At 62.9% G+C, this 15,092-nt stretch carries 15 protein-coding genes; 10 read left to right on the top strand and 5 right to left on the bottom strand.

The annotated features are described in order from the left end of the window. The first annotated feature begins 140 nt into the window (after positions 1–140). The 4 genes from J6497_RS04265 to J6497_RS04250 all read left to right on the top strand — a co-directional run bounded on the left by J6497_RS04265 (position 141) and on the right by J6497_RS04250 (position 3,693). Positions 141–701 (top strand): LemA family protein, encoded by a 561-nt coding sequence (locus J6497_RS04265; RefSeq protein ID WP_225702976.1) that lies wholly within the window; start codon positions 141–143, stop codon positions 699–701. 170 nt (positions 702–871) lie between these two features. Next, positions 872–2,047 carry a M48 family metallopeptidase gene (locus tag J6497_RS04260; RefSeq protein WP_225702975.1) on the top strand — a complete coding sequence of 392 codons (1,176 nt, stop codon included), beginning with the start codon at positions 872–874 and terminating at the stop codon, positions 2,045–2,047. Positions 2,048–2,214: 167 nt separating this feature from the next. Further along, entirely contained in the window at positions 2,215–2,964 is a 750-nt protein-coding gene (locus J6497_RS04255) for a P-loop NTPase family protein (RefSeq protein WP_225702974.1), read from the top strand. A 60-nt stretch (positions 2,965–3,024) separates the two neighbouring features. Beyond that, a complete protein-coding gene (locus tag J6497_RS04250; protein ID WP_225702973.1) occupies positions 3,025–3,693 on the top strand; it encodes a P-loop NTPase family protein in 669 nt (222 codons plus the stop codon). Positions 3,694–3,839: 146 nt separating this feature from the next. On the opposite strand, the gene J6497_RS04245 is transcribed toward J6497_RS04250, so the two are convergent. Both J6497_RS04245 and J6497_RS04240 read right to left on the bottom strand, forming a co-directional pair. After that, positions 3,840–4,379 (bottom strand): adenine phosphoribosyltransferase, encoded by a 540-nt coding sequence (locus J6497_RS04245; protein ID WP_225702972.1) that lies wholly within the window; start codon positions 4,377–4,379, stop codon positions 3,840–3,842. A 19-nt stretch (positions 4,380–4,398) separates the two neighbouring features. Then, positions 4,399–6,561, bottom strand: a complete 2,163-nt coding sequence (locus J6497_RS04240) for an anthranilate synthase component I (RefSeq protein ID WP_225702971.1) — start codon at positions 6,559–6,561, stop codon at positions 4,399–4,401. 428 nt (positions 6,562–6,989) lie between these two features. Here J6497_RS04240 and J6497_RS04235 point away from each other — a divergent pair, with 428 nt between their 5' ends. Next, positions 6,990–7,991 (top strand): VOC family protein, encoded by a 1,002-nt coding sequence (locus J6497_RS04235; protein WP_225702970.1) that lies wholly within the window; start codon positions 6,990–6,992, stop codon positions 7,989–7,991. Positions 7,992–8,150: 159 nt separating this feature from the next. On the opposite strand, the gene J6497_RS04230 is transcribed toward J6497_RS04235, so the two are convergent. The 3 genes from J6497_RS04230 to petA form a co-directional block, all read right to left on the bottom strand. Next, positions 8,151–8,825, bottom strand: coding sequence for a dienelactone hydrolase family protein (locus J6497_RS04230; RefSeq protein WP_225702969.1), 675 nt, complete (start codon positions 8,823–8,825; stop codon positions 8,151–8,153). A 127-nt stretch (positions 8,826–8,952) separates the two neighbouring features. After that, positions 8,953–11,025 carry a cytochrome c1 gene (locus tag J6497_RS04225; protein WP_225702968.1) on the bottom strand — a complete coding sequence of 691 codons (2,073 nt, stop codon included), beginning with the start codon at positions 11,023–11,025 and terminating at the stop codon, positions 8,953–8,955. Between the two features lie 59 nt (positions 11,026–11,084). Beyond that, entirely contained in the window at positions 11,085–11,615 is a 531-nt protein-coding gene (gene petA, locus J6497_RS04220; protein ID WP_225702967.1) for a ubiquinol-cytochrome c reductase iron-sulfur subunit, read from the bottom strand. 274 nt (positions 11,616–11,889) lie between these two features. On the opposite strand from petA, the gene J6497_RS04215 reads away from it, so the two are divergent. Genes J6497_RS04215 through J6497_RS04195 form a run of 5 tightly spaced genes read left to right on the top strand, consistent with a single transcriptional unit; the run spans position 11,890 to position 15,071 of the window. Continuing rightward, on the top strand, positions 11,890–12,360 hold the full coding sequence (locus J6497_RS04215) for a tRNA (cytidine(34)-2'-O)-methyltransferase (RefSeq protein WP_225702966.1): 471 nt from the start codon (positions 11,890–11,892) through the stop codon (positions 12,358–12,360). Then, entirely contained in the window at positions 12,357–12,989 is a 633-nt protein-coding gene (queE, locus tag J6497_RS04210; RefSeq protein WP_225702965.1) for a 7-carboxy-7-deazaguanine synthase, read from the top strand. Before J6497_RS04215 ends, queE begins: the two co-directional genes overlap by 4 nt. A 16-nt stretch (positions 12,990–13,005) precedes the next feature. Next, positions 13,006–13,371: a 6-pyruvoyl trahydropterin synthase family protein gene (locus J6497_RS04205; RefSeq protein ID WP_225702964.1), complete on the top strand. Its 366-nt coding sequence runs from the start codon at positions 13,006–13,008 to the stop codon at positions 13,369–13,371. A 4-nt stretch (positions 13,372–13,375) separates the two neighbouring features. After that, positions 13,376–14,263, top strand: a complete 888-nt coding sequence (gene hemF / locus J6497_RS04200; RefSeq protein WP_225702963.1) for an oxygen-dependent coproporphyrinogen oxidase — start codon at positions 13,376–13,378, stop codon at positions 14,261–14,263. A 31-nt stretch (positions 14,264–14,294) separates the two neighbouring features. After that, on the top strand, positions 14,295–15,071 hold the full coding sequence (locus J6497_RS04195) for an HAD family hydrolase (RefSeq protein WP_225703221.1): 777 nt from the start codon (positions 14,295–14,297) through the stop codon (positions 15,069–15,071). Positions 15,072–15,092: the final 21 nt, after the last annotated feature.

Here is a 15,092-nt window from a genome sequence, read left to right as displayed (position 1 = left end):
TGACGCGCGGCGCCATTTATCTCTTTGTTTGAGCATGATCTCCGCGCAAACGCTTCGCGTTTGTCGCGAGGGAAAACCGGTTTCCACTTTTCCGGATCATGCTCTAGGCTTTGCGTGTTGATCGCATCAGGAGTTTTTTCATGTCAACCGGTTGGATCGTTCTCGGCGTCATCGTCGCCCTCGTGCTGTTTGCGTTTGCCGCCTACAACCGGCTGGTCGCGCTGAGCCAGCGCGTCAACCAGGCCTTTGCCGACATCGACGTGCAGCTCAAGCAGCGCCATGACCTCGTCCCGAACCTGGTCGAAACTGTGAAAGGCTATGCGGCGCATGAGCGCGGTACGCTCGACGACGTGATCAAGGCGCGCAACTCCGCGATATCAGCACAAGGGCCGGCGCAGGTCTCCGCCGCCGAGAACCAGCTAAGCGGCGCGCTCGGCCGGCTGATCGCGCTGTCGGAAGCCTATCCGGACCTGAAGGCCAACGCCAATTTCCAGCAGCTCGCAAGCGAGCTCTCCGATCTCGAGAACAAGATCGCCGCCAGCCGCCGCTTCTTCAACAATGCGGTCCAGGAATACAACACCGGCATCCAGCAGATGCCGGCCGCTTTGTTTGCCGGAATGTTCGGCTTCACGCGCAAGGAGTTCTTCGACCTCGGCGCCAGCCGCACCGAAGTCGAGACCGCCCCGAGCGTAAAGTTTTAAGCGAGATGGCGCTTCATCTTCTCTGCTATTCCGGGGCGCGCGAAGCGCGAGCTATGATGTGCAATTGCACATCCGAAAATCCATCGTGCCGCAGGCGATGCGGTGAAATGGATTCCGGGCCTGCGCCTTGCGGCGCATCCCGGAATGACAGTGGTTAGCGGACATACATCATGGCCGCTTACGGTCTTTACACCCATATCGCATCGAACAGGTTCCGTTCGACGCTCCTGCTCGCCGGGCTGTTCGTCCTGATCTACGTGCTTGTCTATGCCGGCGCACTGGTCGCGGAAGTCATGATCGACCGCGGCCGCTCGGCCGACGATTATCTGATGCGGGCGCTGCACGACCTGATCTCGGCTTTCCCCTATGCCACGATCGGCGCGGCGCTCTGGATCGTGATCGCCTATTTCTTCCACCAGAACATGATCGACGCCGTCACCGGCGGCGAGAGCGTGACACGGCAGCAAGAGCCGCGGCTCTACAATCTCCTGGAAAACCTCTGCATCTCGCGCGGCATCCCGATGCCGAAGCTGAAGATCATGGACAGCCCGGCACTGAACGCCTTTGCGAGCGGGCTGAACCAGCGCCAATATTCTGTCACGGTCACCACGGGCCTGCTGCGGGCGCTGAACGACCAGGAGATCGAGGCCGTGCTCGGGCACGAGCTTACCCATATCCGCAACGGCGACGTGCAGCTGATGGTGATCGCGGTCATCATCGCCGGCGCAGTCGGATTCTTCGGCGAACTATTCTTCCGGGTGTTCACCAACCTGTCGTGGAATTCGACCGGCGGCTGGTCGTCCTCCTCCTCTTCATCGTCGTCGTCCTCCTCGTCTTCGTCCGATCGCAAGGGTTCGGGTGGCGGCGCGATCATCGTGATCATCATCGCCATCGTCCTGATCGTGCTGGCCTGGCTGTTGTCGCAGGTCGTCAAGCTGGCGCTATCGCGGTCGCGCGAGTACCTGGCCGACGCAGGATCGGTCGAGCTGACCAAGAATCCCGATGCTATGATCTCGGCCCTGCGCAAGATCGAAAACCGCGGCGAGTTGCCGGGCGCAACGTCGGCAGTGATGGAACTATGCGTGGACAACCCGCGAGAGGGCTTCGCAGATCTGTTTGCGACGCATCCGTCGGTGCAATCCAGGGTGGATGCATTGGTGAGGTTCGCCGGCGGCCATGATCCCGGGCAAGACCCCACGACCACTGCCGAAGAAGGTGCACAGGAACCGTCGGCGCCAGGCGAACTGCCGCCTTCCGTTCCGCGCGGCCCTTGGAGTGGGCCAGCCGAGCCAGCCAGCCCACAGCGGCAACCGCCGATTCAAGGTCCATGGGGCCGACATTTTTGATTGGCGTCACGCCCTTCAACTCATTAAGAAAATCCCTACCAAGCGCACTGCTTTGCGCTCAAGGAATTGAATTCTCCCTTGTTTCTGCCATGTTCGCGCCCAAAGCAGGAATGGGGACTTGCCGATCGCACCTGCGCGGTCGGGAGCGAGTGTCTTAAGGGATTTCCATGGCAAAGCCGGTCGTGATTGTGGTGGGCGCGGACAAGGGCGGGGTCGGCAAGACGACCGTGTCGCGGACGCTTCTGGACTATTTCAACGCGAACAACGTCGGAACTCGGGCCTTCGACACCGAATCCCCGCGAGGAACGCTGAAGCGCTTCCATCCGGAGATCACCGAGATCGTCGATATGACGACGACCTCGGACCAGATGAAAATCTTCGACACGCTGAACGCCGGCTCCATGGTCACCGTGATCGACGTCCGCGCCGGCCTGCTGTCGCCGGCGCTGGCCTCGCTCCGCGACATCGGCTTTCTGGATGCGGCCCGGTCCGGCCAGATTACCTTCGCCGTATTCCATATCCTCGGCCCGTCGATCGCCTCGCTGGACGAGATCGCCGAGACCGCCAATTTCATGAGCGGTGCGAAATACTTCCTGGTGAAGAACTTCATCAACGACACCCAGTTCTTCCAATGGGACCAGGCGACCTACAATTCCTATTTCCACCGGATCAAGGATGCCACCGACCTGACCATCCCGAAGCTCAACGAGATGGCCTATGAGCAGGTCGAGGTCGCTTCCGTTCCGTTCCTCAAATTCGTCGCCAACAAGGGCCCGCACGACGAAGCGGCGAACTATTCTTTCGTGCTGCGCGGCTATGTCCGGCACTGGCTCGCCAACGTCTGGAGCGAGTTCGACCGCATCAAGCTGACCGACCTGGTCGGCGCCAAGTCGGTCACGCGCGGCAGCGAAAAATAGTCGCGCCACCCGGGCATGCGGGGCTGGATTGGGCACGAAAATCGCCTGATATAGCAGGCGATGTCAGCCACGCCCATCTACATCATTTGTTCGCCTCGCCCCCAGGTCGGCAAGACCCTGGTCGCGCGGCTGCTCAGCGAATTCTTGCTGCTGAAGAACGGCGACGTGGTTTCCTTCGACATCAATCTGAAGGAGCCGTCGCTGCTCGACTACCTCCCCAGGACCACCGAGACGGCCGACGTCATCGACACCTATGGCAAGATGCAGCTGATGGATCGACTGATCATCAATGACGGGGTGGCGAAGGTGATCGACCTCGGCTTCCACGCCTTCGACGAATTCTTCAAGATGATCGACGAAATCGGCTTCATGAAGGAAGCGCTGCGCCGCCACGTCGCGCCGGTCATCCTGTTCGTCGCCGATATCGACCGCGTCTCCGCGCGCAGCTACGAGATGCTGCGCCGGCAGATCCCGCCACGGGCACTGATCACCATCGACAACGAATTCGTGGTGCGCGGCGAAGTGCCTGCGGCCATGGGTCACGGCCAGGTGCTGCGCTTCAGCGCGCTGCCGGTGTTCCTGAAGACCTACATCGACCGGCTGAACTTCTCCTTCACCGGCTATCTCCGGCACGAGAAGGACTCTTCCACCGAGTTGCATCAGTGGATCCGGCGGAATTACACGATCTTCCGCGATCTCGAACTGAGCTTGATGCTGCAGCGGTCCTGACTCTGCTCCCTCTCCCCGCTCTTCGCGGGGAGAGGGTCGGGGTGAGGGGCTGCCCCCGCGAATTCGATGGACGGGAGTATGCGGTGAGACCCCTCACCCGGCGCGGCGCGCCGACCTCTCCCCGCAAGAGCGGGGCGAGGTGACCTCTAATGCCCCTCGAAGGCCATTAGCGTGCGGACGGGAACGTCCATCGCGCGCAGCTTGGCGGCGCCGCCGAGTTCGGGCAGGTCGATGATGAAGCAGGCGGCGACGACATTGGCACCGATCTGGCGCAAGAGCTTGACCGCGCCCTCCGCGGTGCCGCCGGTGGCGATGAGATCGTCAACCAGGATCACGCGCTCGCCGGGATGCACGGCATCGGCATGCATCTCCATCTCGTCGAGGCCGTATTCGAGCGAGTAAGCGATCCGCACGGTGGTGTGCGGCAGCTTGCCCTTCTTGCGGATCGGCACGAAGCCGGCCGAGACCTGGTGCGCCACCGCGCCGCCAAGGATGAAGCCGCGCGCCTCGATGCCGGCAACCTTGTCGATCTTCGAGCCGGCCCAGGGATGCACCAATTCATCCACGGCGCGGCGGAAGGCGCGGGCGTCCGCGAGCAGCGTGGTGATGTCGCGGAACAGGATGCCGGGCTTCGGATAATCCGGAATGGTACGAACGGCGGCCTTCAGGTCGAGGTCAAACGTCATTGGTGTCTCGCTTTCGTCCTTACGAATCCGCATCCAGACGGAATGCGTTTTCCACGATGCGCAAGCCGACTTCGCCGCCGAGCGACATCAGCGATTCCGGGTGGAACTGCACGCCACCGACCGGCAGGCTCTTGTGCTCGATCGCCATCGCGATGCCGTCCTCCGTGGTCGCCGTCACCGACAATACATCAGGCACGCTCTGGCGCTCGACATAAAGCGAATGGTAGCGGCCGATCACGATCTCGTTCGGCAAATTTTGCATTAACCTGCCGCCCCGCACCTGGATGCGCGAGGGGCGCCCATGGGCGGGTTGGCCGAGCTGGCCGAGCTGGCCGCCGAAATATTCGCCGATCGCCTGCACGCCGAGGCATACGCCGAAGATCGGCAGCTTCTTCTCGATCGCGGCGCCGATGGTCTTCGAGATGCCGAAATCCTCGGGCCGCCCTGGACCGGGCGAGAGCACCAGCAAATCCCAGCTTTTCTGCTTCAGCATCTCCTGGGCATGGACGTGCCGGACCACAGTGACGGCGGCGCCGACCTGACGGAAATAGTCCGCCAGCATATGCACGAAGCTGTCGTCGTGGTCGATCAGGAGCACCTTCTTGCCCGAGCCGGTGGCATCGGGGGCGATGCTCGACAGCCGCTTCGGCGGGTCGCCGCGCAGCGCCTGGAACAGGGCTGCGGCCTTCACCTGGCATTCGCGATCTTCGGCCGCGGGATCCGAATCGAACAGACAGGTGGCGCCGACACGGACCTCCGCGAGCCCATCCTTCATGCGGATGGTGCGGATGGTCAGCCCCGTATTGATGCTGCCGTCGAAATTCACGCAGCCGATCGCGCCGGCATACCAGCGCCGCGGCGAGCGCTCGTGATCTTCCACGAACTGCATCGCCCACAATTTCGGCGCGCCCGTCACCGTCACCGCCCAAGCATGGGTGAGGAAGGCATCGAGCGCGTCGAAGCCGGGCCGCAACATGCCTTCGACATGATCTACGGTATGGAACAGTTTCGAGTAGGTCTCGATCTGCCGACGCGCCAAGACCTTGATGGTGCCGGGCACGCAGATGCGCGCCTTGTCATTGCGGTCGACGTCGGTGCACATGTTGAGCTCGAACTCATCTTTCTCCGAGTTCAGGAGCTGGCGGATTTGCTCGGCATCGCCGATCGCGTCCGAGCCGCGCGCGATCGTGCCCGAGATCGGACAGGTCTCCACGCGCCGGCCATCGGAACGGACGAACATTTCTGGCGATGCGGACACCAGGAATTCGCCCTCGCCGAGATTCATCAGCGCGCCATAGGGCGAGGGGTTGATACGGCACAGCCGCTGAAACACTTCCGCTGGAGACCGCTCGCAAGGCTCGGCGAACAGCTGGCCCGGCACCGCCTCGAACAGATCTCCGCGGGCGAAGGCGGCGCGCGCGACCTCCACGGTCGCCTGGTACTCGCCGGGCGCGTGATCGGCAAAACCTTGACGGTCGGTCTGGAGATAGCGGCTCTCGGCGGTCTCGCGCGGCAAGCCTTCGGTCGATTGGCCGTTCCAGGCGAAATCGTAAGTCAGCACCACGCCGCGGCCGGTGGCGCGGTCATAGGCGAGCAGCCGATCGGGCACGTAGAGCACGATGTCGCGTTGGTCGGCCTCGCGCGGCCGCTTCTGCACGAGGTCCTCGATCTGGAACACGAGGTCGTAGGCGAAGGCGCCGAACAGGCCAAGCAAGGGATCGGCGTTGGCGGAGAACGCTGCCACGAGATCGCGCACCAGCGACATCACGCTGGCGCGCCGGGTGCGCTGGTCTTCCTCGACCGGCGCTTCGCCGCGGACGATATGGCCCACGAGGCGCGCCGCACTCTTCTCGGTGATGACGACGCAGGGCTCGCGCAGGACCTCCGCGAGGAAGGCGATCAACACTTCGCCGCGCTGATTCAGCGCGGTCAGCGAGAAGTTCGTGCCGGCCGTTTCCAGCACCAGCGGCGGATCGGAGAAGCCGAGATCAAAGCTCTCGTACCGCCCGGGTACGGTCGTGCCCGAGGACAGCACAACGCCACGGCGGCGGTCGAGCAGATCGATGAGGTCATCGAGCCGCCCCGCATTGCCGGTGAACTGTTCGACCACGCGGGTGACCGCAAGCCCGCCATTGGCGCGGTATTCGCTTTTCGCCGGCAGAGAGAAGACTGTCCTGTTCATGTGTTCCTCTTACGAGACTTGACGAGGGAGCGCCACACAGGACAACCGAAGGGACCGTCGCACTGCGATGGCGACCTTCGACGATATTTTGAATGAAATCGCACCGGCCACCTATGAGAAGGTGGGCCACCAAAGACAGGATGGACGGGCAACGGTGTTCATGGGTCGCTAAACACCATCCGCCGGAGCCGATGTCAAGGGACGGGCGCGGCTGCTGGCCTGCCCAAAAATCCATCTTTTGGGTTTGAAGGCCCGCGAATTCGCGTAAGTTTGGCCCCAAGAGCATGATCCGGAAAAGTGGAAACCGGTTTTCCGAAAAGATCATGCTCAAACAAAGAGATGAGATCATGATTCGATTCCGTCTAATCGGATCATGATCTCAGAAGTGGCGGACCAACCGCTCCCGACGGACAACGGTGGAGGCGCATATGGGGCTATTAGGTCTCGGATATGCTGGGTTCGGCGCGGCCGAACTCGATGACTGGCGGGAGTTCGGCACCACCCTCGTCGGTCTGCAGGCGGTCGAGCGCGGCAACTCCCTGCTCGCCTTCCGGATGGACGACCGCAAACAACGCATCGTGATCGACCGCGCTGCTCCGGAAGGATCGCGCTTCTTCGGCTGGGAGGTCGCGGACGCGGCGGCACTGGGTGAACTCGCCGCCCGGCTTGAGCAAGCCGGCATCGCGGTGACCGCGGAGCCGCAAGCCCTCGCCGATGCCAGGCATGTGCGCAGCCTGATCTCCTTCCACGATCCCGAAGGCAACCGGCTGGAAGCGTTTTATGGCGCCGAGATCGACGCCACGCCGTTCAAACCAGGCCGTGCGATCTCGGGCTTCCGCACCGGCCCGCTCGGCCTCGGGCATGCCGTGCTGACGGTGCAACGCATCGATCCGATGATGGCGTTCTACGTCGACGTGCTCGGCTTCGGGCTTTCGGACTATATCTTAAAGCCGTTTCGCGCCTATTTCTTCCACGTCAACCCGCGCCATCACAGCCTGGCGTTGATCGAGACCGGGCAGAGCGGCATCCATCATCTGATGGTCGAGATGTTCTCGCTCGACGATGTCGGGCAGGCTTACGACGTCGCGCTCAACCAGCCCGACCGCATCGGCACCTCGCTCGGCCGCCACACCAACGACTTCATGACCTCGTTCTACGCCAGGACGCCGTCATCCTTCATGATCGAATGCGGCTGGGGCGGCCGCGAGATCGATCCGGCGACGTGGCAGCCCTACGAAATGCAGGACGGCCCGAGCCTGTGGGGTCACGAGCGCGTCTGGTTGCCGGCCAAGGACCGCGAGCTGGCCCGCGAGATGCGGATGCACGCCGCCGCCCAAGGCCGCCGCGCGCCGGTGCAGGTGATTGAGGGCAATTTCAAGCTGATGTCGGGCACCTGTCCGTGGTGGGACGGGATGAAGACGGAAGGGTGATCCTCCGCGTCGTCCCCGCGAACGCATGCGCACGCAGGGACCCATAACCACAGGCTGTAGTAATTTGGCGATATGTCCGTCTGCGTGCCACTTCCAACGGCCACGGAGTATGGGTCCCCGCGTTCGCGGGGACGACACCTGTGGTGATCGCAGCCAGTCTCAGCCCAAATGCTTCTTGAAGAAGTCCGTCGCCCTGCCCCACGCAAGCTCGGCGGCCTCGCGGTCATGCACCGACATGCGCTGCTCGTTGGCGAAGGCGTGCTCCGCGTCATAGCGGAAAATCTCGAGCGACTTGCCGGCGGCCTTCATGGCCTTCTCGAAGGCGTCCACCACCTGCGGCGTGCACCAATCGTCCTTGTTGGCGAAATGCGCCTGCAGCGGGATCTTCACGTCGGCCGGCTTTGCCGCCTGCTCCGGCGGGATGCCATAGAACGCGACGCCGGCCGTCAGTTCCGGAATCTTGGTAGCACCGATGATGGTCACCGCGCCGCCGAGGCAGAAGCCGGTGAGACCGACCTTGGCGCCGTTCCGCGCCAGATACTGCACGGCGCCGCGCACGGTCTGCGTGGTTGCATCCATGAAGTCGAGCGAGTTCATCTCGCGACCGGCAGCATCGGTGTCGTGATACGGCACCACCGTACCCTTGTAGAGGTCGGGCGCCAGCGCGTCGAAGCCGGCCCGCGCGAAGCGGTCGCACATGCCCTTGATCTGGTCCTGCAAGCCCCACCATTCCTGGATCACGACCACGCCCGGTGCATCGCCGCGCGACGCGTTGGCGAGATAACCGCCTGCGTCCTTTCCGTCCGGACGCTTGAAGGTGATGGTGGTGCCCATGAATTCCTCCGGGATGCTTCTGAGGGATTGACCGCCATTGTGACGGCTCAACGCGTGCGACGCAATCGCGCCAACAAAAAAGCCCCCGTCGTGGGGGCTTTTTCAATTCACGTTGCCGACAGCGCAATCAGTGCGCGTTGGCCCAGACTTTCTTCTTGGTGAAATACATCAAAATCGAGAACAGGATCAGGAATACGAATACCTGAAGCCCGAGCCGCTTGCGCGCTTCCATATGCGGTTCCGCAGTCCACATCAGGAAGGTCGTGACGTCGTGGGCGTATTGCGCGACCGTGGTCGGCGAACCATCGCTATAGGTGACCTGGCCGTCGCTCAGCGGCTTCGGCATCTTGATGGCATGGCCCGGGAAATACTTGTTGTAGTAGGAGCCCTCGGGAATGGTCACGCCGGCCGGCGGATTCTCCTCGAAGCCTTCCAGGATCGCCATGACGTAATCCGGGCCCTGCTCCTGGTACTGGGTGAAGAAGTCGAAGACGAACCAGGGGAAGCCGCGCTTGTAGGAACGGGCCTTCGTGATCAGCGACAGGTCCGGCGGGGCCGCGCCACCATTGGCCGCACGCGCCGCCTGCTCGTTCGGGAACGGCGACGGGAAGTAGTCGGCCGGCCGGCCCGGACGCTCGAACATCTCGCCCTGGTCGTTCGGGCCATCCTTGATCTTGTATTCGGAGGCGAACGCAGCGGCCTGCGCCGGCGAATAGCCGGGCCCGCCGGCATCGGCGAGGTTGCGGAACGCGACATAGGACAGGCTGTGGCAGGTCGAGCAGACCTCCTTGTAGACCTGCAACCCGCGCTGCACCGCGCCACGGTCAAACGTGCCAAAAGGGCCTGAGAACGACCATTTCTGCGCCGGCGGCGACGCCTGGCCCTCCTCGGCCTTGGCGCTTTGCGCACCGCCGACCAAGAGCCCGCCCGCAACCATGATCGCGATCACGGTCGAGACCATCGGTGCGGCCTTGCTGCCGGTCTTCGCCAGCACATCGTCGGCGATCGAGTTCGGCACCGGCCTCGGCGTCTCGATCCGAGAGAGCAGCGGCAGCACGATCAGGAAGTACGCGAAATAGCAGACCGTCAGGATGCGGCCAGCGATCACATAGATGCCCTCCGGCGGCTGCGCGCCGAGATAGCCGAGCAGGATGCAGACGACGACGAACATCCAGAAGAACTGTTTGGCCAGCGGACGATACTTCGACGACCTGGTCTTGGCGCTGTCGAGCCAGGGCAGGAAGGCCAGCACAAGGATCGCCGAGAACATCGCCATCACGCCGGCGAGCTTGTTCGGGATCGAACGCAGGATGGCGTAGAACGGCAGGTAATACCATTCCGGCACGATATGCGCCGGCGTCACGCCGGGATTGGCCGGAATGTAGTTGTCGGCCTCCATCAGATAGTTCGGCATGTAGAAGATGAACCAGGCGAAGAAGATCAGAAAGCAGGAGACGCCGAACAGATCCTTGATCGTCGCGTAGGGCGTGAAGGCGACCGTGTCCTTCTCGGTCTTGGCCTCGACGCCGGCCGGATTGTTCTGGCCCGCCACATGCAGCGCCCAGACATGCAGCACGACCACGCCGGCGATCACGAAGGGCAAGAGATAGTGCAGCGAGAAGAAGCGGTTCAGCGTCGGGTTGCCGACAGCGTAACCGCCCCACAACAGCGTCACGATGCTCTCGCCGAAATAGGGCACGGCGGAGAACAGATTGGTGATGACGGTGGCGCCCCAGAAGCTCATCTGACCCCACGGTAGTGCGTAGCCCAAGAAGCCGGTCGCCATCATCAGGAGGTAGATGATGACGCCAAGGATCCACAGCACCTCACGCGGCTCCTTGTACGACCCGTAATAGACGCCGCGGAACATGTGGATGTAGACGGCGAAGAAGAACATCGACGCGCCGCTGGCATGCATGTACCGCAACATCCAGCCGTAATTGACGTCGCGCATAATCAGCTCGACCGAGCGGAACGCGAGATCGGCATGCGGGGTATAGTGCATCGCCAGGATCACGCCGGTCAGGATCTGCACCGCCAGCATCATCGAGAGGATGGCGCCGAAGGTCCACCAGTAGTTCAGGTTGCGCGGTGTCGGATAGGCCACGAAGGAGGAGTGGATGAGGCCAAAGATCGGCAGTCGCCGTTCGATCCACTTCAAAGCGGGGCTGGTCGGCTGATAATCGGATGGTCCGCTCATTGATGCGTTCCTGAGAAGAAAGACGACGCAATCGGTCAAAGTCTCGGCAGCGCCGAAACTTAGCCGATCTGGATTTTGGTATCGGAAACGAACTGATACGGCGGCACCGCCAGGTTGGCGGGCGCGGGCCCCTGGCGGATACGACCGGAGGTGTCGTATTGCGAACCATGGCAGGGGCAGAAAAAGCCGTCGTAATTACCCTCATGGGCGATCGGGATGCAGCCGAGATGGGTGCAGATGCCGACCACGACCAGCCATTGCTCATGGCCGGACTTGATGCGGGCCTCATCGGTCTGCGGGTCGGGCAGGCTCGCGAGCGGAACGCTGCGCGCCTCCTCGATCTGCTTCTTGGTGCGGTGGCTGATATAGATCGGCTTGCCGCGCCAGAACACCTTGATGTCCTGACCCTCGGCAACCGGCGTCAAATCGACCTCGATCGGCGCACCGGCGGCGATGGTCGCCGCATCCGGGTTCATCTGATCGATGAATGGCCAGACCGTCGCCGCTGCACCCACTGCAGCAGCAGCACCCGTTGCAACAAAAAGGAAATCACGGCGTGTCGGATGGTCCGCCGAAGACGCTGTCGTCACGATTCCAAGCCCTTTCTTGTCTGCAGCCGGTGGAACCGCCCCGGCGGCGCCCATTGCGACCGGGAGGCCTGCCGGCGCCCGCGGCCCCCGCGGCGGCAGAAGACCATCGTCCCTCCTCCCTAACGGCGGAACGGCAGTCCAGAATCGTTCTATTGGCACCCTTGCCGGACGAGCGCAAGCCCGCTATCGGCTCGCAGGCGTGCAATGCACTAAATGAGCGACGAACGTTGTTTTCTTGAGACATTTCGTCGGGACTTAACCAAGCGCTACGGCCATGCAGATCGCGCTCTTCCAGCCCGATATTCCCCAGAACACCGGCACCATCCTGCGGCTGTGCGCGTGCCTGGATGTAGCAGCCCATATCATCGAGCCGGCGGGCTTTCCGACCTCCGACCGGCATTTCCGCCGGGCGGGAATGGACTATCTCGACCACGTCCGGTTGATGCGCCATGATTCCTGGACGAAATTCGAAGAATGGCGTCGCGAGGCGGGCTATCGGCTGATTCTGTTCACGACCAAGGTTGCCGGTTCCTACCTCGATTTTCGCTATGCCGCTTCCGATATTCTGTTATTCGGGCGCGAATCCGCAGGGGTCACCGACGCGGTGGTGGCCGCGGCCGATGCGCGGCTGGCGATCCCGATCAAGCCGCCCTTGCGCTCGCTCAATGTCGCGATGTCGGCAGCGATGGCGATTGGCGAGGCCTTGCGGCAGACCCGCAGCCTGCAGCTGAAGGAGTTTCCGTGAGCTACGCGGTCAAGGAGATTTTTCTGACCTTGCAGGGCGAAGGCGCGCATGCCGGCCGCGCCTCGGTGTTCTGCCGCTTTGCCGGCTGCAACCTGTGGAGCGGCCGCGAGCAGGATCGCGCCAGCGCAACCTGCCAATTCTGCGACACCGATTTTGTCGGCACCGATGGCACGCTTGGCGGGCGCTATGCGAGCGCCGCAGCGCTCGCCGATATCATCGCCGAGCAATGGACAGGCGATAATGTCGGCCGCTATGTCGTGCTGACCGGCGGCGAGCCGCTATTGCAGGTCGATGCGGCACTGATCGAGGCCCTGCATGCGCGCGGCTTTGCCATCGGCGTCGAGACCAATGGCACGATTGCACCGCCAGACGGGCTGGATTGGGTCTGCGTCAGCCCGAAGGCCGGCGCGGAGCTCGTGGTACGGAAAGGGAACGAATTGAAGCTGGTCTATCCTCAGGAGCACGCCGCGCCGGAAGATTTCGTCGATCTCGATTTCGAGCGCTTCTCGCTGCAGCCGATGGACGGACCTGACGCGATTGAAAACACCGCGCGCGCTGTCGCGTACTGCTTGCGACACCCGCAATGGCGGCTGAGCGTGCAGACGCACAAAACGCTGGGTATCAGATAGGAGCTGGACTTTCAGGATGTGGGAATTGACGAAATCATTCCGCTTCGAGGCTGCGCATGCGCTCTCCGGAACGACGCTTGGCGCGAGCAGCGAGGAGATCCATGGCCATTCGTTTCGCGCGGAAGTGACTGTGCGCGGCACGCCGGACCCAGCAACCGGCATGGTGCTCGACCTCGGCCTGCTCGAACGTTCGATGGCCGAGGCGCAGAAGACGCTCGACCATAAGTTCCTCAACAAGATCGAGGCGCTTGGACAACCCACCCTCGAAAACCTGTCGCGCTTCATCTTCGAACTGGTGCAGCATGCGGGCAAGGTCACGCGCGTCAGCGTGCACCGCGACAGCTGCAATGAGAGCTGCACCTATTTCGGACCGGAAGCCTGAAGTCATGGAAAAATCCGCCATCGAACAGCGCAAGGCGCGTGCAAGAACATGGTTTGAAGTGTTGCGTGACGATATCTGCGCAGCCTTCGAGCGGCTGGAGGACGACGCGCCTGCTTCGCTCTATCCCGGCGATGCCGGCCGCTTCGCGCGCACGCCGTGGGAACGCACCGACCACACCGGCAAGCCCGGTGGTGGCGGCGTGATGGCGATGATGCGCGGGCGCCTGTTCGAGAAGGTCGGCGTGCACTGCTCGACCGTGCATGGCGAGTTCGCGCCCGAATTCCGCGCCCAGATCCCGGGCGCGGCGGATGATCCGCGGTTCTGGGCTTCGGGCATCTCGCTGATCGCGCATCTGCACAATCCGAATGTGCCGGCGGTGCATATGAACACCCGCTTCGTCGTCACCACCAAGGCTTGGTTCGGCGGCGGCGCCGACCTCACACCGGTCCTGGACCGGCGGCGCACACAGGGCGATCCGGATACGCTCGCCTTCCATGCGGCGATGCAATCGGCCTGCGATGCGCATGTGCGGATCGCAAGTTACGAAAAATACAAGAAATGGTGCGACGACTATTTCTACCTGCCGCATCGCAAGGAAGCGCGCGGCATCGGCGGCATCTTCTACGATTGGCACGATAGCGGCGACTGGGACGCCGACCTCGCCTTCACCCAGGATGTCGGCCGCGCGTTCCTGAAGATCTATCCCGAACTGGTCCGGCGCAATTTTGCGACGGCATGGACCGCTGACGACCGCGAGGAGCAACTGATCCGGCGCGGCCGCTACGTCGAGTTCAATCTGCTCTACGACCGCGGCACCATTTTCGGCCTGAAGACCGGCGGCAATGTCGATTCGATCCTGTCGTCGATGCCGCCGCATGCGAAGTGGCCGTGAGATCGCCATCGTGACCAAATTTCCCCGCGCCATGCTGATCGACATGGACGACACCATCCTGTCGGCCTATGGCCGGCCCGAGATCGCCTGGAACACGATCGCGGCCGAATTCGCCGATGAATTGGCGCCGCTTGATCCGCCGGTGGTTGCAGCGGCGATCCTCGCTTTCGCTCGGAAATTCTGGTCCACGGCGGAGCCGATCTGGCGCCTGAAGCTCGATGAAGCGCGCCGCGAAACTGTCAGGGGCGGCTTGGCCGCGCTTCATGCGAGCGGCCACCGGTCCCTCTCAGACGATCTCGCGATCCGGATCGCCGATCGGTTCACAACGTTTCGCGAGGAAAGCATCTTCGTCTTTCCCGGCGCGCACGACGCGATAGACGGCTTGCGGGCACTCGGCATCAAGCTCGCGCTCGTCACCAACGGCGCCGCGCTGATGCAGCGCGCCAAGATCGAGCGCTTCGCGCTGTCGCACCGCTTCGATCACATCCAGATCGAAGGCGAGCACGGCTTCGGCAAGCCGGAAGAGCGCGCCTATCGGCACGCGATGGATGCGCTCGGTGTCAGCGCGCCGGACACCTGGATGATCGGCGACAATCTGGAATGGGAAGTCGTGGCGCCGCAGCGGCTTGGCATCTACTCTATCTGGATCGACGTGCACAGCGACGGTCTTCCCGCGGGATCGATCGTCAGGCCGGATCGGATCATCCGTGCCCTGACGGAATTGCTTCCCGGCGCGGATCGGTACGACGCTTGCGCTTCGCCCCGCAACCAATCCCCATCAAAATCCGATAGCGGCGGTAGTCCGTGATCGGACTGTCATGACAGCTCT

The organism is Bradyrhizobium cenepequi (assembly GCF_020329485.1).
Lineage (GTDB): Bacteria > Pseudomonadota > Alphaproteobacteria > Rhizobiales > Xanthobacteraceae > Bradyrhizobium > Bradyrhizobium cenepequi.
The sequence above is the reverse complement of the archived record's forward strand: the minus strand, read 5'-3'. Positions and strand labels throughout refer to the sequence as shown.